Below are 19,402 nucleotides of genomic sequence, written 5' to 3' on the forward strand. Positions count from 1 at the left end.
AAACCGGTCCGTCCGTTTGGCGCATTGTGTCGACTTGTCGGTACGTCGACGTGTCGCCGCGTCGACGAGCCGACGGCTGGGTCCGCTCCGCACACGGGAGCGGACCCAGCCGGTGGAGTCGGATCAGGCGACCCGACGCGCGGTGTTGTAGCCCGGCACCGAGCTGACCGGCACGATCGAGACCGGCTTGCCGTAGGTCGAGGAGTGGACCATCACCCCGTACCCGAGGTAGATGCCGACGTGTCCCACCGGGGAGTAGAAGAAGATCAGGTCACCGGCGCGCAGGTCGGCGCGGCTGACGTAGTGCCCGGCCGTCGACTGGGCGCGGGAGGTGCGCGGCACGTTGACGCCCAGCGCGCGGAAGGACGAGTAGACGAGTCCGGAGCAGTCGAAGCCGCCGGGGCCCGTGCCGCCCCACTGGTACGGCTTGCCCCGCTGGGCCATCGCCACGTGGGCTGCGGCCAGCGCCCGGTCGCGCGGCGCGACCCCGTAGGCGGTCGGTACCGCGGTGAGTGCCGACACCGACGTCTGGGCCGGCAGGGAGGCGACGGCGCCGGGGCCGGGGCTCGCCGAGGCGGCGAGCGGAGAGAGCGCGATCCCCGCGCCGGTGAGAAGGGCGAGCGCTGCTCCGCGGAACGAGCGGCGGGTGATCGTGGACGTGCGAGTAGTCGTCATGGACGACGCGTTCTCCTGTTCTCCATCAACCGCCTACCGGGTTAGCTGACGGGTTCGGACGGGGAGATCGCCCGGCGCTACCGGCGGAGCCGGATCGCGCTTCACCCCAGGACTGCGGTGGGTCCCCGGTCCGGCGCCGCGAAGAGTCCGGCGCCGGTTCGGCGGTGTCCGGCCGGGTGTCACCTGGGGCGGTGACGAACGGGCCTCGGCCGGACCGCGACGACGCTAGGTCGGTCATCCGGTCGTCACAAAGTGACGGATGTGCGTCCCCGGACGCGCCGGCCGGACGACCGCGGACCCGCGCCGGACGGGCGACTCGCGAGCCGACCACGGGGGACGCCGACGGCGCTCCGGGCGTGGCGGCACGCGTGCATGACCGATCGCAACCGGCCGCTTACTTCGTCGCGGCGGCGTGGCGCAACGCACCGTCCCCGCCCCCTCGCGGGATTCCGCCGCCGCGAACCGGTCCCGGCGAGATCAGGACCATCGCCCCACGACGCCGGGACACCTCCCGCTCGACCGTGGTCCTCGCCGGGCGGGAGGGACCCGCCAGGCGTCGGAGGTGGACCCCATGACCGCTGAGCACGTGACCCCGGCTCCCGCGCGGCCCGCGCCGCACGACCCGCCGGCCCCACGGCCCGCACCGTTCGGACGGCGCACCGCCATCGTCAGCCTGACGGTCGGCGCCGCGCTCAACCTCGCCGAGGCCCTGATCGGCAGGGTCGTCGGCCAGGGCGGATCGGTCGCCGGCAGCCTGGACGCCTGGGCCGAGCGCCCGACGCTCGCCGCGGTCGGGCTGGTCGTCGGCACGATCGCCGTCCCGTTCCTGCTGCTGGGCCTGGTCGCCATGGCGCAACTCGTCCGGCCGCACATGCCGCGGCTGGGCACCACCGCCATGGTCCTCGGCTTCGTCGGCGCGCTCGGCTTCGTCGGCATCCACGCCGTCTCGATCATCGACCACGCGGCCGTCGACCAGCCCGACCGCGCGGCGATGGTCGCGCTGATCGAGGACGCGCAGACCAGCGCCCTCGCCGCGCTGATCCTGGTGCCGTTCCTGCTCGGCATGGCGGGCTCGGTGCTGCTCACCTCGATCGGCTACCTCCGCACCCGCGTGGTGCCGATCTGGATCCCCGTCGTCCTGCTGGTGTTCCTGGTCCTCGACTTCGGCGGTTTCCCGACCGGCCCCGTCGATCCGCACTGGCTCTTCGCCGCTGCCTCCCTCGGCCTGGCCGTCACGATCGCCCAGCGGACCGATCGCCAGTGGTGGACCGGTCGCATCGACGAGGCAACCCCCTGACCAGCAGCCATCAGGTCGGTTAGCGTCGCCCGCGAGGTGGTCGAGCCCGTGTTCGAGGAGCGCGCGACGCAGAAGGGCCGGGCCGCCACCACGGCGGCCCGGCTCTCCGCCGCGGCCGCGACCGGCTACCTGGTCGTCGGGCTGGGCGCGCGTCTGGCCACCCCCGCGGCCGACCGGGTGGACCTCCTCGCGTCGCCCGAGCCGGTGGTCGGTCCGGCCATGGCGATCGTCGGCGCCACGCTGCTCGGCCGTGTGCCGGGCCACCGGGTGCTGCAGCTCATGACCCTCATCGGCTGCTTCGCCTGCGTGTACGCCGGCTCCGTCGGCCTCGCCGTCCACGGCTTCACCTCCGGCGACGACCCGGCGCTGGTCTTCCGGATCGCCGCCTGGCTCACCCTCTGGACCTGGGTGCCGTCGTTCGTCACCTTCGCCACCCTGCTCCCGCTGGTCTTCCCGGACGGGCGGCTGCCGTCGCGCCGCTGGCGCCCGGTCGCGATCACCGCGGTCGTGGTCATCGGCACGATGTCGGTGCTCACCGCCTTCACCGACGTCCAGCCCGAGGGTGACCAGCCGGCGAACCCCGTCGCGATCGCGGTTCCCGATGCCTTCCTCGACGGGGCGCAGACGCTGCTCGACCCCCTCGTCCCGGCGCTCGCCCTGCTCGGGCTGGTCAGCCTGGTCCTGCGCTTCCGTCGGGCCGACCCGCAGGGCCGCCGGCAGATCGCCTGGGTCGGCTACGCGTTGGCGCTGGCCGTGCTGGCGGCGTTCGTCGCCCCGGCGCCGATCAACGTCGTCGTCACCCTCGCCGTGCCGCTCGCCATCGGTGTCGCGGTGGTGCGCTACCGGCTGTTCGGCATCGACGTCGTCGTCAACCGCACCCTGGTCGGGACGGCGCTGCTGGCCTGCTCGGCGCTGGTGTACGTCGCCGTCGTCGGCTGGCTCGGGGGGCTCGCCGGCAGCCGTGACTCCCTCGTCGGTTTCGTGGGCGCGGTCGCCGTCGCCGCCGTCTTCCACCCGCTGTACGTGCGCATCCAGCGCGCCGTCGACCGGCTGCTGCACGGCTCCCGCGGCGACCCGTACCGGGTGCTCGGCCGGGTCATCGAGGCACTGCGAATCGCCGGCTCCGCCCGCCAGGCGCTGACCCGGGCCTGCACCGCGATCGCTGCGGAGCTCAAGCTGCCCGCCGTCTCCCTCCGGATCGACCGGCCCGACGCCGCGCCGGTGGTGGAGTCGGTGGGGGAGGAGGAGCTCGCCGTCCACGCCTTCCCCCTGCGGTGGCACGACGGCGTCGTCGGCACCCTCCGGGTCGGGCACCGCGCCGGCACCGACGGCCTCGACCCGCTCGACGAGTCGCTGCTCGCCGACGTCGCCGCCCAGCTCGCCGCCGTCGGGTTCGCGCTCCGGCTGGCCACCGATCTGGAGCGCTCCCGCGACCGGCTGGTCACCGCCCGCGAGGAGGAGCGGCGCCGCATCCGCCGCGACCTGCACGACGGCCTCGGCCCGCAGCTCGCGGCGGCGGTCATGGCCCTGGACGTCGCCGACCGGGCGCTCGGGCAGGAACCCGGGCGCGCCGTACCCCTGGTGGCCACGGCGCGCGACCAGCTGCAGGTCGCCGTCGCCGACGTGCGCCGCATCGTCCACGGTCTCCGCCCGCCGGCCCTCGACGACCTCGGGTTACTCGGCGCGCTGCAGGCCGGCGGTCCGGGCCTGCTCGCCGGGAGCAACGGTGCGCCGGACATCCGGATCGAGGGCAGCGGGAACCTGGCGGGCCTGCCGGCCGCCGTCGAGGTGGCCGCCTTCCGGATCACCCAGGAGTCGCTGACCAACGCCGTCCGGCACGCGGGTGCCGGGCACATCGCGGTGCACCTGGCCGGTGACCCGGACGCCGTGCGCATCGCCGTCGTCGACGACGGCCGCGGGTGCTCCGAGAAGGCCGTGGCCGGGCTCGGTCTGCAGTCGATGTGCGACCGGGCCGCGGAGCTCGGGGGCGCCTGCCGCGTCTCGGCCGAGCCCGGCGGCGGCACCCGGGTGGCTGCGGTCCTGCCGCGAGGAGGACACCCGTGATCCGGGTCGTGCTCGCGGACGACCACCCTGCCTTCCGCACCGGACTGCGCATGCTGCTGCAGGACAGCGGGCTCGACGTCGTGGCCGAGGCCGCCGACGGGCCGGGTGCCGTCGACGTCGTCGTGGCCACCGACCCCGACGTCGCGCTGCTCGATCTGCAGATGCCCGGTCTGACCGGGGTCGAGGTGACCCGTCGCCTGCAGGAGGTCGCGCCGCGGACCAGGGTCCTCGTCCTGACGATGATCGAGGCCGACGAGACGGTGCTGGCCGCCATCCGCGCCGGAGCCTGGGGCTACCTGCTCAAGGGCGCGGGGCAGGCCGAGATCGAACGCGCCGTCCGGTCGGTCGCGGACGGGCAGGTCGTCTACGGAACGGGCGTCGCCGAGCGGGTGCGGGGCTTCTTCGTCGCCGGAGCCGGCGCTGCGGTGGAGCCGTTCCCGCAGCTGTCCGAGCGGGAGCGCGAGGTCCTGCGGCTGGCCGCCGAGGGCCGGGCCAACGCGGAGATCGCCCGTCGGCTCTTCCTGTCGGAGAAGACGGTGCGCAACCACGTGTCGAGCATCTTCGCCAAGCTGGGCGTCTCCGATCGCGCCCAGGCCGTCGCGCGTGCCCGGGACGCCGGGCTGGGGGATAGCGGCCACACCCCATCGATCGGCTGACAGGTCCGAGCCCACGATTGGCGGACGCTCCGACGGGGCAGTGAGTCCCCCAGTCGACAACGAGGAGGCGACCATGGCCGGAATGATCCGGAAGATGGTGATGTCCGGGATCGCCGCGAAGGTGTTCCAGGAAGCCAAGAAGCCGCAGAACCAGGCGAAGCTCAAGAAGATGCTCGCCGACTTCCAGAACAAGAACTCCGGCGGCAAGCGCCGCTGATCGGTTCATGGGACACCGCGGTACCGGCGGTGCCGCAGGAGCGGCCCCCGTGGCAGAGGCAGTCGCCTCTCCCGCGGGGGTCGCTGCCGTTCCCGGAGGAGTCGTGGTGCAGCCGGTGAAGTCGCGCGAGGAGCGGTGGCAGGACCGGCTCGCCCTGCCCGTCCTGGTCGCGGCGCTCGCGTCCATCCCGGCGATGTTCCTGACCGTCGCCGACGGCCACCTCGGCACCGCGGGTCACGTCATCGACATCGCCAGCGGTGCCGTCCTGGTCGCCGAGACGGTCATCCTGCTGGCCGTCGCCGAGAGCAAGCGGGCCTGGATCCGGGGGCACCTCGGACTGGTCGCGCTCACCCTCGCGGTCGTCGTCGCCATCGTCTTCGCCCTCGGCCCGGTGCAGATCCTCCGACTGGTCCGCACGGTCGGCGCGCTCCGCATCCTCCGCGCCGGGCGGATCGTCAAGGCCGCCCGCAGCGTCGGCGACCGGATGGGCTTCTCCGGCCGGCTGGCGCACGTGGTCTCCGCGGGTGCCGGGCTGCTCGTCGCCGTCTTCGTCGGCGTCGTCCTCGCCGACCCGACGTCGCGGTCCCGCGACCTGATCACCTGGGTCCTCGGTGACATCGGCACCCCGGCCATCGTCGTGCTGTCCGCGGTGGCCGGCGTCGTGCTGGGCGGCGCCACCTACCTGCTGGCTCGCGACCCCGGGAGCGACGTCGACGCCGACCCGGACGCCGAGGACGTCCGCCCGATACCGCAGGAGTGACGGTCCCGTGACGATCGGGCCGGGATGGTTCCGCGACGGCTCCCGTGGGCACCCACCGGGGCATGGGACTCATGAGCAAGTTCGCGAAGGCCGGCGTCGCCAAGAAGGTCATGGACGAGGCCCGCAAGCCGCAGAACCAGCAGAAGATCAAGAGCGCGATCTCCAACTTCACCAACAAGAACAAGGGTGGCGGCACGGGCGCCAAGCCCCGCTGATGCCCGGCCGGTGTCCCCGGCGGGCGCCGGTCGCGGGACGCGACCGGCGCCCCGGGGGCGCCGGACCGTGCTGACACCGCGCGGGATGTAGTAGACCCGGAACGTGCATCGCGTCGCCGTCCTCGACGACTACCAGTCCGTGGCCGCCGGCTTCTGCGACTGGTCGCAGGTGCCCGGCCCGGTGCAGGTGGTCGAGTTCCACGATTCCGTCGCCGACAAGGACGCTCTCGCCGCACGGCTGGAGCCTTTCGATGTCGTCGTCGCCATGCGGGAGCGCACCGCCTTCCCGCGCAGCCTGCTCGAGCGGCTGCCCCGCCTGCGGCTGCTGGTCACCACCGGCATGCGCAACAAGGCCATCGACGTGGCCGCGGCCGGCGAGCTCGGCATCACCGTCTGCGGCACCGGCGCGGGCGCCGACGCCACCGTCGAGCTGACGTGGGGACTGATCCTCGCCACAGTCCGGCACATCCCGCGGGAGGACGCCTCCGTCCGCGCCGGCGGCTGGCAGCAGACCCTCGGCGGCGACCTGGCCGGTGCCCGGCTCGGTGTCATCGGTCTCGGCCGCCTGGGCAGCCGGGTCGCGACCATCGGGCAGGCGTTCGGGATGGACGTCGTCGCCTGGAGCCAGAACCTCACCGACCAGCGCGCCACCGAGGTCGGGGCCCGCCGGGTGGAGCGCGACGAGCTGTTCGCCACCGCCGATGTCGTCTCGATCCACCTGCTGCTGTCCCGGCGCACCCACGGGCTGATCGGCGCCGGCGACCTGGCCCGCATGAAGCCGACCGCCGTGCTGGTGAACACCAGCCGGGGGCCGATCGTCGAGCAGCAGGCGCTGCTCGACGCGCTGCACGGCGGCCGCATCGCCGGCGCCGGGCTCGACGTCTTCGAGGCCGAGCCCCTGCCCCGGGACCATCCACTGCGCTCGGCGCCGCGCACCGTGCTCACCCCGCACCTGGGCTACGTCACCCGCGGGACCTACGAGGTCTTCTACCGCGAGGCGGTCGAGGACGTCGCCGCATGGGTGTTCGGGGACCCGGTGCGGGTGATCCAGCCGTAGCTGCCGGGCGGTCGGTCCGCAGGGAGACCGACCGTCCGACCGGACGTCAGCCGGCGTCGCGGCGCAGCAGCGACAGCCCACCCGCGACCAGGCCGACCCCGGACCAGCCGGCCAGCAGCGCCGTCGCACGGGCCGCCGACATCGACGACGGCTCGCCCAGCAGCGCCCAGATCGCTCCCGTGCCCGGCAGCCACTCGCCGAGATCCGCCATCCACTGCACGCCGAAGGACGGGAGCAGCAGCGGCAGCACGAGCTGCAGCAGGAAGACCGTGGCCAGGCCGGCCGCCGTCGACCGCAGCAGCAGCCCGGCCCCCACGGCCAGGACCGAACCCGCCAGCAGGACCCCGGCCACCCGCGCCAGGCTGTCGGCGGCCTGGCCGACCGACAGCGTCAGGTCCGGGTCGATCCAGCGGGCGAGCACGTCGGCGACGAGGGCGAGCAGCACCCCCGCCACCGTCACCACGACGGCGACGACGCCGAACCGGGCCGCCAGCAGCACCCCGCGTCGCGGGGTCCACTGCAGCGTCGGGCCGATCGCTCCGCTGGCGTACTCCTGGGTGACGGCGAGCACGGCCAGCGCCAGCAGCGCGAACTGGCCGAGCAGCACGCCGTACTCACCGGCGAAGGTCGCCGCGATCGGGTTCGCCGCGGTCGAGGTCCCCTCCGCCTCGTCGGCCGCCGCGATGGCGCCCAGTCCCACGATGGTCACGGTGGCCGCGATCAGGCACCACCACGTCGTCCGCACGGTGCGCAGCCGCACCCACTCCGCACCGGCAGCCCGCCCGAGGACCGTCGCCGTGCCGGCCCCGGCGGTCGGCGGGGCGATCACCCCCGCGCTCATCGCTGCACCTGCCCGGCCGGCTGCGGCTCGGCCGCCACCCGGTACTGCACGCTGTCGCCGGTGAGATCGAGGTAGATCTGCTCCAAGGAGTTGTGCACCTCGGCCAGCCGGTGCACGGCCACCCCGACCTCCAGCGCGACGTCGCCGACCGTCTCGGGCGACGCGCCCTCGACCAGCAGGTCGCCGATGTCGGTGGGGTGCACCCGCAGCTGCCGGCGCAGCAGCGCGCCGGCCAGCTCGTCGGGGGACGGGGTGCGCACCTGCACCTGGCGGCGTGCGCTCTCGCCGCGCATCACCTCGGCCATGGAGGCATCGGCGATCAGCCGTCCGCGCCCGATGATCACCAGGTGGTCGGCGGTCTGCTCCATCTCGCTCATCAGGTGGCTGGACAGCAGCACCGTGCGGCCCTCGTCGGCCAACTCGCGCACCAGGCGCCGGATCCAGCGGACGCCGTCGAGGTCCAGGCCGTTCATCGGCTCGTCGAACAGCAGGACCGCGGGGTCGCCCAGCACCGCGGTGGCGATGCCGAGCCGCTGGCGCATGCCGAGGGAGTAGCCCTTCACGCGGCGCCGGGCGGCCGGGCCGAGCCCCACCTGGTCGATCACCTCGTCGACCCGGCGCAGCGCGATGCCGTTCGCGCGGGCGGCCACCCGCAGGTGGTCCCGGCCGCTCCGGCCGGGATGCATCGCCTGTGCGTCGAGCAGCGCACCGGCCGTGCGCAGCGGCTCGCCCAGCCGGCCGAACGGGCGCCCACCCACCAGCGCCGAGCCCGAGGTCGGCCGGTCCAGGCCGAGGACCATCCGCATGGTGGTCGACTTGCCGGCACCGTTCGGGCCGAGGAAGCCGGTCACCTTGCCCGGCTGCACGTCGAAGGTCAGGTCGTCGACGGCGCGCACGGCGCTGGACCCGTGCGCCCATCGACTCGCGCCGTACTGCTTCGTGAGCCCGCGCACCTCGATCATGCGGAGCTCTCGGTGAGGCGGCACTGCCGCCAGGAGTTCGTCTCGGTCATGATCAGCAGCGTGGCGACCCGGGACGTGCGCGCGGATCACCCCGCAGGGCCGACCTGGGTCCCCCGCGTGGGGGAGGCCCGGAGCGCGCCGACGGGGGAATCGGCCGGCGGCGGAGAACGCCAGGATCGATCCGTGCCGACGACGTTCCCCCGCTCCGCGGCCGAGATCGCCGCCTGGCTGCACGCCGCGGTCCGCACCGCGGCGAGCCCCGGCTGGCCCGGTCGGCTCCTCTACGCGCTGACGATGCTGCCCGTCGGCCTGCTGTGCCTCACCCTCTACGCCGCCCTGTTCGGCGCGGTCGTCAGCGTGATCTACGGCATCGGCCTGGTGCTCGTCCCGTTGGTGCTGGCCGGCATCCGCGGGTTCGGCGGGATCGAGCGGGAGCTGGCCCGCACCTTGCTGGGCGTCGACATCCCCACCGGCGAGCGGCTGCGCCGTCAGCGGGGCCTGGTCGTCAGGGTGCGGCGGCTGATGACGTCGGCCGGCACCTGGCGGGCGGTCGGCTGGCTCGGTGCCCGCGTGCTCCTGGGCGCCGGCACGGTCGCCATCGGTCTGTTCGGTGCGGCCGCCTTCTTCGGGCTGCTCGAGGACGTCGACTGGAACGTGCTCAACGCGCTGCCGCTGCTCGCGCTCTCGGCCCTGGTCGTCGTCGTGACATGGGTGCTGCTCGACCTGGTCGTGCGGCTGACCGCCTCCGTCGCACCGCGGCTGCTCGGCGCCGGGGCCGAGCAGCAGATCGCCGCACTGCAGCAGAGCAGCCGCCGGCTCGCCGACCGCAACCGGCTCGCCCGCGACCTCCACGACACCATCGGGCACGCGCTGACCGCCAGCCTGCTGCAGGCCACCGCCGCCCGCCGCACGCTCACCCCGACCGGCGACCGGTCGGCGCAGCCCGACTTCGCCCGCCAGGCGCTCGGGCACATCGAGACGAACACCCGCACCGCGCTCGCGGAGCTGGACCGGGTGCTCTCGGTGCTGCGCGCGGAGGACGGCGGTCGCGACCTCGTCCCGTTCGCCGCGCCCACGCTCGCCGAGCTCGAGGAACTGCTCGCCGGGCTGCGCGACGGCGGGCTCCCGGTGGTCCTGGTCGTCGACGGCGCCGTCGACGACGTGCCGCCCGACGCGCAGGAGCTGGCCTACCGGGTCGTGCAGGAGGGGACGACGAACGTGCTGCGGCATGCGGGCACCCCGCTGACCGTGGCGGAGGTCGTCCGCGACGGCAACACCCTCGTCGTCCGCGTGTGCAACGAGCGGGCCGCGCAGCCGGACAGCCGGCCCGGGCCCGGTGGTGGCCGTGGGCTGGCCGGTCTGCGCGAGCGGGTGACGGCGTCCGGCGGCACGCTCCAGGCCGGGCCGACCCCGGCGGGCGGCTTCGACCTGACCGTCACCCTCCCGCTGCCGGGGGCCACGTGACCGAGCTCGCGAGGTCACGCAGGGACACAGCACCCCGCGGCACGGGGACGACGAGCGCCAGCGAGGAGGGCCCGTGACCGCCCTGCGGCTGGTGCTCGTGGACGACGACGTGCTCGTCCGGTCGGGGCTGCGGGTGATCCTGGAGAGCGAGCCCGACCTCACCGTCGTGGGGGAGGCCGGCACCGGCCGCGACGCGCTGGAGGTGGCGGCCCGCACCGATCCCGACGTCGTCCTCATGGACGTGCGGATGCCCGACATGGACGGCATCGCGGCCACCGCCGAGCTGGTCGCCCGCGATCCCCAGCGGCCCCGCGTGCTCGTGCTGACCACTTTCGAGGACGACGACTACCTGTTCCGGTCGCTGAAGGCCGGGGCGAGCGGCTTCGCGCTGAAGCGGACCGACCCCGACGAGCTCGTCGACGCCATCCGCGTCGTCGCGCGCGGCTCGTCGCTCGTGCTCCCCGACCTGACCCGCCGGCTCATCGCCTCCCACGTGCCGTCGGCCGCGCGGGGGGCCGCGGCGCTGCCGGCCCTGACCGGTCGGGAGGCCGACGTCCTGCGGCTGGTCGCCGGCGGGTTGTCCAACGCCGAGATCGCCACCGAGATGTTCCTCAGCCGCGAGACGGTGAAGACCCACGTCAGCAGCGTGCTGCTCAAGCTGGGCGCGCGGGACCGCACCCAGGCGGTGATCGCCGCCTACGAGAGCGGCTTCATGACGGTCTGACCGCGTCAGACCAGGAAGCGGTACGCGGTCGACCCGGGGGTGAGGTGCTCGATGCGCAGCGGGCTGGCCTCGACCCGCGCCAGCAGCTCTCCCAGCCCCTCGACCCGGCCCAGCTCGATGCCGGTCAGCGCCGCCCCGGTCTCCCGGTTGTCCCGCTTGACGTACTCGAAGCGCACGATGTCGTCGTCCGGGCCCAGCACCTCGTCGAGGAAACGGCGCAGCGCACCCGGCTCCTGCGGGAACTCCACCAGGAAGTAGTGCTTGAGCCCGCGGTGCACCAGCGACCGCTCGACCACCTCGGCGTACCGGCTCACGTCGTTGTTGCCGCCGGACAGCACGCAGACGACGGTCTGCCCGGGCTGCAGCGTCACCAGCCCGCCGCTCACCGCCGCCGGCGCCAGCGCCCCCGCGGGCTCGGCGATGATCCCGTCGGCCTGGTAGAGGTCGAGCATCTCGGTGCAGATCTGGCCCTCGGGCACGGCCAGCAGCTGCGCACCCGAGTCGCGCACCAGCGGGTAGGTGACCGCGCCGGCCCGGCGCACGGCGGCGCCGTCGACGAAGGTGTCCATCTCCGGCAGGTCCACCGGCCTCCCGGCCGTCAGCGCGGCGGCCATGTTCGCCGCGCCCGCCGGCTCCACGCCCACCAGCCCGGTGGTGGGGGAGTGGGCCCGCAGCCAGCTGCCGGCGCCGGCCAGGAGCCCGCCCCCTCCCACGGGGAGGACGACGACGTCGGGCCGCTCAGGCAGCTGCTCGAGGATCTCCACCGCCACGGTCGCCTGCCCGGCCACCGTCGCGAGCGAGTCGAACGCCGGCACCAGCGTCGCCCCGGACGCCGTCGCGAACTCCGCCGCCGCGGCCGCCGCGTCGTCGTAGGAGTCACCCGTGACGATCAGCTCGACCATGTCGCCGCCCAGCGCGGCGATGCGCTCCCGCTTCTGCCGCGGCGTCGTCCCCGGCACGAAGACCCGGCCGCGCACCTGCAGGGCCCGGCAGGCGTAGGCGACGCCCTGCCCGTGGTTGCCCGCGCTGGCGCAGACCACGCCGGCCGCGCGCTCGGCGTCGGGGAGCGCGGAGATCATGGTGTACGCGCCGCGGATCTTGTAGGAGCGTCCGACCTGCAGGTCCTCGCGCTTGAGCCACACGTCGGCGCCGGTCAGGCCGGACAGCCGGGCGTTGCGCTGCAGGGGCGTCCGCTCGGCCACCCCGTCGAGCCGGCGGACGGCGTCGAGCACCTGCGCGGTCAGATCGGGGGAGGAGGTCGCGGCGCTCACCCGGCCATCGTCGCCCACCGGCCCCGGGGCGCCCGCAGGCAGGCCGGTCAGGTCGGGAGCAGGCGCAGCTGGGGTCCGGTGCGCAGCCGCTTGATCAGCTCGACCCGGTGACGGCCGTCCTCGGCGTTCACGAACTGCAGGTCGTCGACCAGTGCCCTCATGAGCACCAGCCCGCGGCCGGCCTCCAGCGGCGAGCCCTCGGGCACCGACGCCTTCTCCAGGTCGAACCCGTGCCCCTCGTCCAGGACGCTGATCCGGCAGGTGTCGTCGGTGATGCCGACGTCGACCTGGTACTCCTCGTGCGCGCCGGCGTGCTGGACCACGTTCGCGCAGGCCTCGGTCAGCGCCAGCACGATCTCCTCGATCGCCTGCGACGCGATCTCCAGGTGCTCGAGCGCCTGCCGCAGCAACCCCCGCATCAGGGGCAGGCTGCGCGCGTCCCTCGGCAGCCGGACGCTGAACGAGATGTCCATGGCTGGTCCGTCCCCTCGGCACCGATGTCCTAGTCTCGTCCGGACGACGAGGTGAGAGGGGCGGTGCGGTGCAGTTCGACGTGGAACGGTCGACCGTCGCCGGCCGACCTTCGCTCACCGTACGGGGTGAGCTCGACCTGTTCACCGCCCCGCGGCTGGACGCGGCCGTCGACGACGCCCTGCAGGGCTCGGGCGGGTCCCTGGTCGTCGACCTGACCCACACCGCCTTCCTCGACTCCTCGGGCGCTCGCACGCTGCTCGGCGTGGCCCGCAAGGCCGGGGCGGCCGGTGTCGGGCTGCACGTGCTCGCCCCCCGGTCCAACGGCCCGGTGCGGCTCACCATCGACCTGCTCGACCTGGGTGCCTTCGTGCCGCTGGTCGCCTCGGTGGGGGAGATCCCCACGGGCATCGCCGGGCGCGACGCCGGCACGTGACTGCCCGCCCGTGACCGGCCCCGTGGACGACGAGGCGCTCCGGCGCTGCGCCGACGAGCCGATCGCCGTCCCGGGTGCCGTCCAGCCGCACGGGGTGCTGCTCGCCGTCATCGAGCCGGATCTGGACGTCGTCGTCGCCTCGGCCAACGCCGCCGCGCTGTTCGGCCGGCCGGTGCGGAACCTCGGCGACGTGCTCGACGACGACGCGCTCGCGGTGCTGCGCGACGGGCTCGCCGGCGACCTGGGCGAGGTCAACCCGCTGCGCATGACCATCGGCGGCGCGGAGGTCGACCTCGTCCTGCACCGCGCCGACGGGCTGCTGCTGACCGAGTGGGAGCCGGTCGCCGGCGCGGAGCAGGCCGGTGCGGCCTGGCACCGCCGGCTGGCCAGCGTGCTGCAGCGGCTGTCGTCCGCGGGGACGCTCGAGCGGCTCGCCGCCAGTCTGGCCCGCGACGTCCGCACGGTCACCGGGTTCGACCGGGTGATGGTCTACCGGTTCGACCCCGGGTGGAACGGCGAGGTGATCGCCGAGGACCGGCGCGAGGACCTCGAGCCCTTCCTCGGCCTGCGGTTCCCGGCCGCCGACATCCCCGCCCAGGCCCGCGCGCTGTACACCACCAACTGGATGCGGCTGATCCCCGACGCCGGGTACGAGCGGGTGCCGCTCGAGCCGGCCGCGAACCCCCTGACCGGCCGCCCGCTGGACCTCTCGGGCGCCATGCTGCGCAGCGTCTCGCCGGTGCACCTGGAGTACCTGGCCAACATGGGCGTGGTCTCCTCGATGTCGGTCTCGCTGATCGACCGCGGCCGGCTCTGGGGCCTCATCTCCTGCCACCACTACGCCGGGCCGCACCGCCCCTCCTACGCCGACCGCACCGCCGCGGAGTTCCTCGGGCGCACCGCCTCGCTGCTGCTGCACACCGTCGTCGCGGAGGGGGAGGCCGACGGCGTCGTCGAGGTCGCCGAGCGCACGGCCGAGCTGGCCGCCGCCGTCGGGCGCACCCCGCGGGCCCTGGGCGCCGCGCTCACCGAGCAGGACGTCACCGTCCTGGACCTGCTGCCCGCCACCGGTGCCGCCGTCCGGCTGGACGGCCGGCTCCGGCTGCTGGGGACGACGCCGCCGGCCGACCGCGTCGCCGGGCTGGTGGGAGCGCTGCTTGCCGCGGGTGTGACCGCGACCGACGCCGCCTCCCGCGTCGTGCCCGGGGCCGAGGACCTCCTCGACTCCGCCAGCGGTGTGCTGGCCGTGCCGGTGGGCACGGGCGACTTCCTGGCCTGGTTCCGCCCGGAGACGCTGCGCGAGGTGACCTGGGGCGGCAACCCGTACACCTCCAAGGTCGCGCAGACCGACGACGGCCCGCGGCTGAGCCCGCGCCGCTCCTTCTCCGCCTGGAGCGAGACGGTGCGCGGGACGTCCCGCCCGTGGCGGGAGCACGAGGTGGCCGCCGCCCGTGCGCTGGCCGGGCACCTGGGCGCGGCCACGCTGAACCGCTCCGAGGAGGACAACCGGCTGGTCGGCGCGCTGCAGCGCACGCTCCTGCTGCAGGAGCTGCCCACGGTGCCCGGTCTGGCGCTGGCCGCCCGCTACCGGCCCAGTGCCGAGGACGTCGTCGGCGGTGACTGGTACGACCTCGTGCCTCTGCCGGGTGGGAAGCTCGCCGTGGTCCTGGGCGACGTCGCCGGTCACGGCTTGGCCGCCGCCTCGGTCACCGCCCAGCTGCGCCACGCGCTGCGGGCCCAGCTGCTGCGCGCCGCCGGGCCGGCCGCCGCGCTGGAGCTGCTCAACGAGGTCACCAGCGCGCTGCTGCCCGGCGAGATGGCCACCGTCGTGGTCGCCGAGGTCGATCCGGGCACCGGGGACGTCGTCGTCGCCAGCGCCGGTCACCTGCCGGTGCTGCATGCCCACGACGGCGACGTCGAGTACGTCATGGGTGGCCGCGGCCCGGCGCTCGGCGTGCTCGACCGGCCCACCTACGCCGAGACCCGGCTGGCGCTGGCCGGCGACGACCGGCTGCTGCTGTTCAGCGACGGCCTGGTCGAGCGGGGGCGCGGCGGGCTGCAGCGCGGGCTGGACGCGCTGCGCGACGCGGTCGCCGGCGCACCGGCCGAAGCGGAGCCGCTGCTCGACGCGGTGCTGGGCGCGCTGGCCCCGCCGGACGTCGACGACGTGACCGTGCTGGCTCTCGCCCGCACCTGACCTCACCTGTCACAACCGGAGTGGCGTCACGCGTCGTGACCGTGGCCCCGCCTTAACGTAACGCCGAGCCCGCTCGGCGGGCGGTCCTCACGCACGCCGACGCAGGAGCACGCCCTCATGTCCCACCGGATGCTCACCCGCCGCCGCCTCGGCCGCACCGCCGCAGCGCTCACCATGACCGGGGCGCTCGCGCTCACCGCGGCCTGCGGCGCGGAGGAGACGAAGCCGGCAGCGGCGAGCGACTCTCCCGCGCCTGTCGCACCGCCCGCGCCGGCCCTGGTGCCGTGGCCGCTCACCGGCGTCGAGGTCGAGGCGGTGCCCGCGCGGCCCGCGCTGGCGGTGAAGATCGAGAACTCGGTCGCCGCGCGCCCGCAGAGCGGCCTGAACGCCGCCGACGTGGTGTGGGAGCAGGTCGTCGAGGGCGGGATCACCCGGTTCGTCGCCGTCTTCCACTCCACCCTGCCACCGGACATGGGGCCGGTCCGCTCGGTGCGGCCGATGGACGCCGCGATCGCCGGCCCGCTGCGCGGCCTGTTCGCCTTCTCCGGCGGCGGCCCGGCCTACATCCGGGCGATCGCCGACACCGGCGCGCAGGTGGTCAGCCAGAACTCCGGCGCCGACGGCTACTTCCGCCTGGGCACCCGCCCCGCTCCGCACAACGTCTACGCCGACCCGGCGAAGCTCCTCGCCCAGGCCGACCCCGGGCACCAGGCGCAGCCGGCCGGCGAGTTCGTCTTCGCGCGCGCCGGTCAGCCGCCCACCGCCGTGGCCCTGGGCGCCCCCGCCAGCGCGGTGCAGCTCACGCTCTCCGCCAGCAGCCGCCCGAACTGGACGTGGAGCCAGCCGGACAACGGCTGGCTGCGCGCCGAGGGGGAGACCCCCGCGACCGGCGCCGACGGTGCCCGGCTGCGCGCGGCCAACGTGGTCGTGCTGCGGGTCGACGTCGTCAACACCGCCGCCCGTGACGGCGCCGGCAACCCGGTGCCCGAGACAGTGATGGTGGGCGGGGGAGAGGCGATCGTCGCCAGCGGTGGGAGCACGATCGCCGCCACCTGGTCGAAGGCGTCGCCGACCGACCCCCTCCTGCTCAGCGGTCCTGGCGGGGCGCCGGTCGAGCTGGCGCCGGGCAACACCTGGGTCGAGCTCGTGCCCAACGGCACCGGCTCCGTCGCGCTGGGCTGAGCCGCTCGCCGGGTCGGTGATCAGGCAGCGGACAGCGGCGGCCCGTGGGCGCTGCCGCGGACCAGCACCTCCCCACCGCGCTCGATCCCGGGCCCGTGCAGGCGCAGTGGCACGGTGCGGGCACCGGGCTCCGGGTCGGGTTCGTAGGCCAGCCGCCAGACGCCGGCCCGCGCGGTGAGCTCCTCCACCTGCCGCCACTCGTCCGGGTCTACGTAGGTCCGGACGATGCTGTGCCACACCACCGGAACCCCTGCCTGCGCCGTCGACCCGGCTCCGAGCCGGTGGCCGAGCCACTCGGCGGCACCGGCCCGCTCGACAGGGACGCGGGAGGACCCGGCGACCTCCAGGGCGCCGCGCAGTCGCCGGAACCGCTCCACCTGGTCACCCCAGATGCTGGCGGTCAGCCGGAGGCGGGCCTCGTCGTCGCCCGGGTCGAGCGGCGCCGGGTCGCAGCCGGCCCGGTCGACGATCACCACGCCGTCCAGGTCCAGGTCGACACCGGGCGCGGGCAGCCGGCACGGTGAGTCCGGCGGCCCCCAGACCTCGCCGAAGCGGAACCGGTCGACCAGCAGGTTCAGCCCGGCGGAGGCGCCGATCTCCCACAGCTGCAGCGGCCCGCCGGTGCGGCGGGCGACCTCGGCCAGGCCGACGAGCAGCGGCACCGTCCGGCCCACCTCGTTGGTCTGGCAGGGCTGCCCCGTCAGCTCGCGCACCCGCGCCGTCTGCCGTTCCAGGACGCGCCGGGCCGGCGCCCAGGCCAGCTCCGGGGCGGCCGTACCGCCGACGGTCGGGTAGTGCGCGGCCAGTTCCGGCGCCTGGCCGGTCAGCACCAGCCGGTGCAGCGCCGCGGCGAACCGCAACGGCAGCGCCGATCCCTCCCGATCGCCGGCGTAGACCTCCAGCACGGCACGGGTGACCCCGCCGGCGTCCCAGTCGTCGGCGGCACCCAGGAGCAGGGCCTGCATGAGCGGGGAGGTGCGCTCGGCCGGGTGGTCCGCGTCCTCCCGGAACACCTCGGCGACCGTCGGTGGCATGGGCGCATCCTGGTGCAGTGCGCCGGTGCGCGCGCGGGTGGTGCCGGGCCGGCGTCCCGCGAGGGAACGCCGGCCCGGTGTCAGTCGCCCTTGACGTTGACGATCTGGCGCAGCGTGTGGCGCACCTCGACCAGGTCGGCGGCGTCGGCCATCACCTGGTCGATCGGCTTGTACGCGTCGGGGTGCTCGTCGAGGAACGCGTCCGAGTGCCCCCACGCGATGCCGGTCATCCGCGCGTCGAGGTCCTGCCGCGTGAACCGCTTCCGGGCCGCCGAGCGCGAGAAGTTCCGGCCCGCGCCGTGCGGCGAGGACATCAGCGACGGCACGTTCCCCAAGCCGGCGACGACGTAGGACGCCGTCCCCATCGAGCCCGGGATCAGGCCGAGCTGGCCCTCCCGCGCCGAGATCGCGCCCTTCCGCGACAGCCACACCTCGCGCCCGTAATGGGTCTCGCGCTCGGTGTAGTTGTGATGACAGTTGACGGTCTCCGTCCGCTCGACCTCGGTGCCGAGGAACCGGCCCAGCTGGTCGACGCAGCGGTCCATCATCTCCTCGCGGTTGAGGTAGGCGAACCGCTGTGCCCAGCGCAGCGCCTCGACGTACCGGTCGAACTCCGGCTCGCCTTCGACGAGGTACGCGAGGTCGCGGTCGGGCAACTGGATGTACCGGCGCGCGCACTGCTCCCGGGCGATCTTGATGTGCTTCTGCGCGAGCCGGTTGCCCACGCCCCGGGACCCGGAGTGCAGGAACAGCCACACCCGGTCGGCCTCGTCGAGGCTCAGCTCGATGAAGTGGTTCCCCGATCCGAGCGAGCCCAGCTGCTGCGGCCACTGCCGCGCCTCGGCGTCGGCCTGCCCCGCGCCCGGGGTGTCCCGCAGCTCGGCGATCCGCGGCTCGGCGGACGCCCGGATCTTGGCGTTCCGGCCACCCGCCGACAGCGGGATCGACCGCGAGATCTGCTGGTGCAGCACGTCCAGCGGACGGCCGGCGACGTCGTCGGCGGTGAACTGGGTGCGGACGGCGATCATGCCGCAGCCGATGTCCACGCCGACCGCGGCCGGGATGATCGCGCCGTCGGTCGGGATGACCGAGCCGACGGTCGCGCCCATGCCCAGGTGGGCGTCGGGCATGAGGGCCAGGTGCGGGTAGATGAACGGCATCTGCGCGGTGCGCTCGGCCTGCTCGCGGGTGTTGTCCTCCAGGATCGACGCCCAGTTGAGCAGGCGTCCGTTGATCTTCTCCATCGTCCTTTCGATTCGCTCCGAGTGCGGTCAGGGGGGCTGCGCAGCCGGTGCAGTCAACACGCGGCAGCGGAACCGTGCAGCTCCATTAATCGGGAAAAGGGCGGGGGTGGGAGCCGGACTCCGCCCGCGGTGGTGGGCAGAGACCGACCGAGCGCAGTGCGCGCGGTCGCCGACGCACGCCATGCTTCACTCCTGCGCATGGCGCTCCAGCACTGGACCTTCCTCTACACCGCCCCTGGCCTGCCCGCCGAGGGCGACGTGCGGCAGGTCCGCACGGCAGACAGCACCACGGTCCTGGCCGGCTTCTCCTCCACGACCGCGGCGGTCGAGGCGTGCACGGAGACCGGGCTGGACGGTGCCCTCGAGGGGACCCAGCTCATCGAACTGTGTGGCGCCTTCAGCCACGACCACGTCAGCGCGCTGCGGCAGTCCCTGCCGAACGTGCCGGTCGGCCTGGTCGGCTACGCCGGCGAGATGACCGACCAGCTCCACACGCTGTTCTCCTAGCTGTCGCGACCGGAGAGGTTGTTCACGCGGCGAGGCGGCTGACCGGTGGGCGGCCTCCGAGGGCGGAGTGGCTGCGGGCAGTGTTGTAGTGCTCCAGCCAGCTGTCCAGGGCGGCGGTGCGCTGGTCG

The 19,402-nt window shown here is 74.7% G+C and carries 21 protein-coding genes and 1 riboswitch; of the genes, 13 read left to right on the top strand and 8 right to left on the bottom strand.

Annotation, left to right across the window (positions count from 1 at the left end; genetic code table 11):
• Positions 1-123: 123 nt before the first annotated feature.
• On the bottom strand, positions 124-675 hold the full coding sequence (locus tag RM425_RS12265) for a C40 family peptidase (protein ID WP_311345489.1): 552 nt from the start codon (positions 673-675) through the stop codon (positions 124-126).
• Between the two features lie 15 nt (positions 676-690).
• Positions 691-849, bottom strand: a riboswitch (cyclic di-AMP (ydaO/yuaA leader).
• Positions 850-1,246: 397 nt separating this feature from the next.
• Here RM425_RS12265 and RM425_RS12270 point away from each other — a divergent pair.
• From RM425_RS12270 to RM425_RS12300, 7 genes are all read left to right on the top strand, one after another.
• Positions 1,247-1,972, top strand: coding sequence for a hypothetical protein (locus tag RM425_RS12270; RefSeq protein WP_311345490.1), 726 nt, complete (start codon positions 1,247-1,249; stop codon positions 1,970-1,972).
• A 36-nt stretch (positions 1,973-2,008) separates the two neighbouring features.
• Positions 2,009-4,036 (top strand): sensor histidine kinase, encoded by a 2,028-nt coding sequence (locus RM425_RS12275; protein WP_311345491.1) that lies wholly within the window; start codon positions 2,009-2,011, stop codon positions 4,034-4,036.
• A complete protein-coding gene (locus RM425_RS12280; protein ID WP_311345492.1) occupies positions 4,033-4,692 on the top strand; it encodes a response regulator transcription factor in 660 nt (219 codons plus the stop codon). Before RM425_RS12275 ends, RM425_RS12280 begins: the two co-directional genes overlap by 4 nt.
• Before the next feature lie 73 nt (positions 4,693-4,765).
• Positions 4,766-4,909: a hypothetical protein gene (locus RM425_RS12285; RefSeq protein ID WP_311345493.1), complete on the top strand. Its 144-nt coding sequence runs from the start codon at positions 4,766-4,768 to the stop codon at positions 4,907-4,909.
• 49 nt (positions 4,910-4,958) lie between these two features.
• The gene (locus RM425_RS12290) at positions 4,959-5,669 is read left to right on the top strand and encodes a hypothetical protein (protein WP_311345494.1); all 711 of its coding nucleotides are present in this window, start codon (positions 4,959-4,961) and stop codon (positions 5,667-5,669) included.
• Positions 5,670-5,740: 71 nt separating this feature from the next.
• Positions 5,741-5,884, top strand: a complete 144-nt coding sequence (locus RM425_RS12295; RefSeq protein ID WP_311345495.1) for a hypothetical protein — start codon at positions 5,741-5,743, stop codon at positions 5,882-5,884.
• 103 nt (positions 5,885-5,987) lie between these two features.
• On the top strand, positions 5,988-6,941 hold the full coding sequence (locus RM425_RS12300) for a D-2-hydroxyacid dehydrogenase family protein (RefSeq protein WP_311345496.1): 954 nt from the start codon (positions 5,988-5,990) through the stop codon (positions 6,939-6,941).
• Between the two features lie 46 nt (positions 6,942-6,987).
• Here the strand turns inward: RM425_RS12300 and RM425_RS12305 are convergent, their stop codons facing one another.
• Both RM425_RS12305 and RM425_RS12310 read right to left on the bottom strand, forming a co-directional pair.
• Positions 6,988-7,782: a hypothetical protein gene (locus RM425_RS12305; protein WP_311345497.1), complete on the bottom strand. Its 795-nt coding sequence runs from the start codon at positions 7,780-7,782 to the stop codon at positions 6,988-6,990.
• Positions 7,779-8,744, bottom strand: coding sequence for an ABC transporter ATP-binding protein (locus tag RM425_RS12310; RefSeq protein WP_311345498.1), 966 nt, complete (start codon positions 8,742-8,744; stop codon positions 7,779-7,781). Before RM425_RS12310 ends, RM425_RS12305 begins: the two co-directional genes overlap by 4 nt.
• A gap of 183 nt (positions 8,745-8,927) precedes the next feature.
• On the opposite strand from RM425_RS12310, the gene RM425_RS12315 reads away from it, so the two are divergent.
• Together RM425_RS12315 and RM425_RS12320 are read left to right on the top strand one after the other, a co-directional pair.
• The gene (locus RM425_RS12315) at positions 8,928-10,208 is read left to right on the top strand and encodes a sensor histidine kinase (RefSeq protein WP_311345499.1); all 1,281 of its coding nucleotides are present in this window, start codon (positions 8,928-8,930) and stop codon (positions 10,206-10,208) included.
• A gap of 73 nt (positions 10,209-10,281) precedes the next feature.
• Complete coding sequence (locus tag RM425_RS12320; protein ID WP_311345500.1) at positions 10,282-10,932, top strand: response regulator transcription factor; 651 nt, start codon at positions 10,282-10,284, stop codon at positions 10,930-10,932.
• A gap of 5 nt (positions 10,933-10,937) precedes the next feature.
• Here the strand turns inward: RM425_RS12320 and ilvA are convergent, their stop codons facing one another.
• Positions 10,938-12,203, bottom strand: coding sequence for a threonine ammonia-lyase IlvA (gene ilvA, locus RM425_RS12325; protein ID WP_311345501.1), 1,266 nt, complete (start codon positions 12,201-12,203; stop codon positions 10,938-10,940).
• Between the two features lie 47 nt (positions 12,204-12,250).
• Positions 12,251-12,676, bottom strand: a complete 426-nt coding sequence (locus tag RM425_RS12330) for an ATP-binding protein (protein WP_311345502.1) — start codon at positions 12,674-12,676, stop codon at positions 12,251-12,253.
• A gap of 68 nt (positions 12,677-12,744) precedes the next feature.
• Here RM425_RS12330 and RM425_RS12335 point away from each other — a divergent pair, with 68 nt between their 5' ends.
• The 3 genes from RM425_RS12335 to RM425_RS12345 all read left to right on the top strand — a co-directional run bounded on the left by RM425_RS12335 (position 12,745) and on the right by RM425_RS12345 (position 16,489).
• Positions 12,745-13,110, top strand: a complete 366-nt coding sequence (locus RM425_RS12335; RefSeq protein WP_311345503.1) for an STAS domain-containing protein — start codon at positions 12,745-12,747, stop codon at positions 13,108-13,110.
• Between the two features lie 10 nt (positions 13,111-13,120).
• Positions 13,121-15,307, top strand: a complete 2,187-nt coding sequence (locus RM425_RS12340) for a SpoIIE family protein phosphatase (protein WP_311345504.1) — start codon at positions 13,121-13,123, stop codon at positions 15,305-15,307.
• A 117-nt stretch (positions 15,308-15,424) separates the two neighbouring features.
• Complete coding sequence (locus tag RM425_RS12345) at positions 15,425-16,489, top strand: DUF3048 domain-containing protein (protein ID WP_311345505.1); 1,065 nt, start codon at positions 15,425-15,427, stop codon at positions 16,487-16,489.
• Between the two features lie 20 nt (positions 16,490-16,509).
• Here RM425_RS12345 and RM425_RS12350 read toward each other — a convergent pair whose 3' ends face one another.
• Both RM425_RS12350 and RM425_RS12355 read right to left on the bottom strand, forming a co-directional pair.
• Positions 16,510-17,523 carry a DUF2332 domain-containing protein gene (locus RM425_RS12350; protein ID WP_311345506.1) on the bottom strand — a complete coding sequence of 338 codons (1,014 nt, stop codon included), beginning with the start codon at positions 17,521-17,523 and terminating at the stop codon, positions 16,510-16,512.
• Between the two features lie 80 nt (positions 17,524-17,603).
• On the bottom strand, positions 17,604-18,767 hold the full coding sequence (locus tag RM425_RS12355) for an RtcB family protein (RefSeq protein ID WP_311345507.1): 1,164 nt from the start codon (positions 18,765-18,767) through the stop codon (positions 17,604-17,606).
• Between the two features lie 198 nt (positions 18,768-18,965).
• On the opposite strand from RM425_RS12355, the gene RM425_RS12360 reads away from it, so the two are divergent.
• Entirely contained in the window at positions 18,966-19,274 is a 309-nt protein-coding gene (locus RM425_RS12360; RefSeq protein ID WP_311345508.1) for a DUF6506 family protein, read from the top strand.
• Between the two features lie 22 nt (positions 19,275-19,296).
• On the opposite strand, the gene RM425_RS12365 is transcribed toward RM425_RS12360, so the two are convergent.
• The coding region (locus RM425_RS12365) for an integrase core domain-containing protein (RefSeq protein WP_311345513.1) at positions 19,297-19,402 on the bottom strand (106 nt) is incomplete at its 5' end.

Source organism: Blastococcus goldschmidtiae, assembly GCF_031845325.1.
Classification (GTDB): Bacteria; Actinomycetota; Actinomycetes; order Mycobacteriales; family Geodermatophilaceae; genus Blastococcus; species Blastococcus goldschmidtiae.

Bases quoted from the DNA above. Each gene is read 5' to 3' on its own strand.
- RM425_RS12265 (WP_311345489.1), bottom strand. From the start codon at position 675: ATGACGACTACTCGCACGTCCACGATCACCCGCCGCTCGTTCCGCGGA.
- RM425_RS12270 (WP_311345490.1), top strand. From the start codon at position 1,247: ATGACCGCTGAGCACGTGACCCCGGCTCCCGCGCGGCCCGCGCCGCAC.
- RM425_RS12285 (WP_311345493.1), top strand. From the start codon at position 4,766: ATGGCCGGAATGATCCGGAAGATGGTGATGTCCGGGATCGCCGCGAAG.
- RM425_RS12295 (WP_311345495.1), top strand. From the start codon at position 5,741: ATGAGCAAGTTCGCGAAGGCCGGCGTCGCCAAGAAGGTCATGGACGAG.
- RM425_RS12305 (WP_311345497.1), bottom strand. From the start codon at position 7,782: ATGAGCGCGGGGGTGATCGCCCCGCCGACCGCCGGGGCCGGCACGGCG.
- RM425_RS12310 (WP_311345498.1), bottom strand. From the start codon at position 8,744: ATGATCGAGGTGCGCGGGCTCACGAAGCAGTACGGCGCGAGTCGATGG.
- RM425_RS12330 (WP_311345502.1), bottom strand. From the start codon at position 12,676: ATGGACATCTCGTTCAGCGTCCGGCTGCCGAGGGACGCGCGCAGCCTG.
- RM425_RS12345 (WP_311345505.1), top strand. From the start codon at position 15,425: ATGTCCCACCGGATGCTCACCCGCCGCCGCCTCGGCCGCACCGCCGCA.
- RM425_RS12350 (WP_311345506.1), bottom strand. From the start codon at position 17,523: ATGCCACCGACGGTCGCCGAGGTGTTCCGGGAGGACGCGGACCACCCG.
- RM425_RS12355 (WP_311345507.1), bottom strand. From the start codon at position 18,767: ATGGAGAAGATCAACGGACGCCTGCTCAACTGGGCGTCGATCCTGGAG.
- RM425_RS12360 (WP_311345508.1), top strand. From the start codon at position 18,966: ATGGCGCTCCAGCACTGGACCTTCCTCTACACCGCCCCTGGCCTGCCC.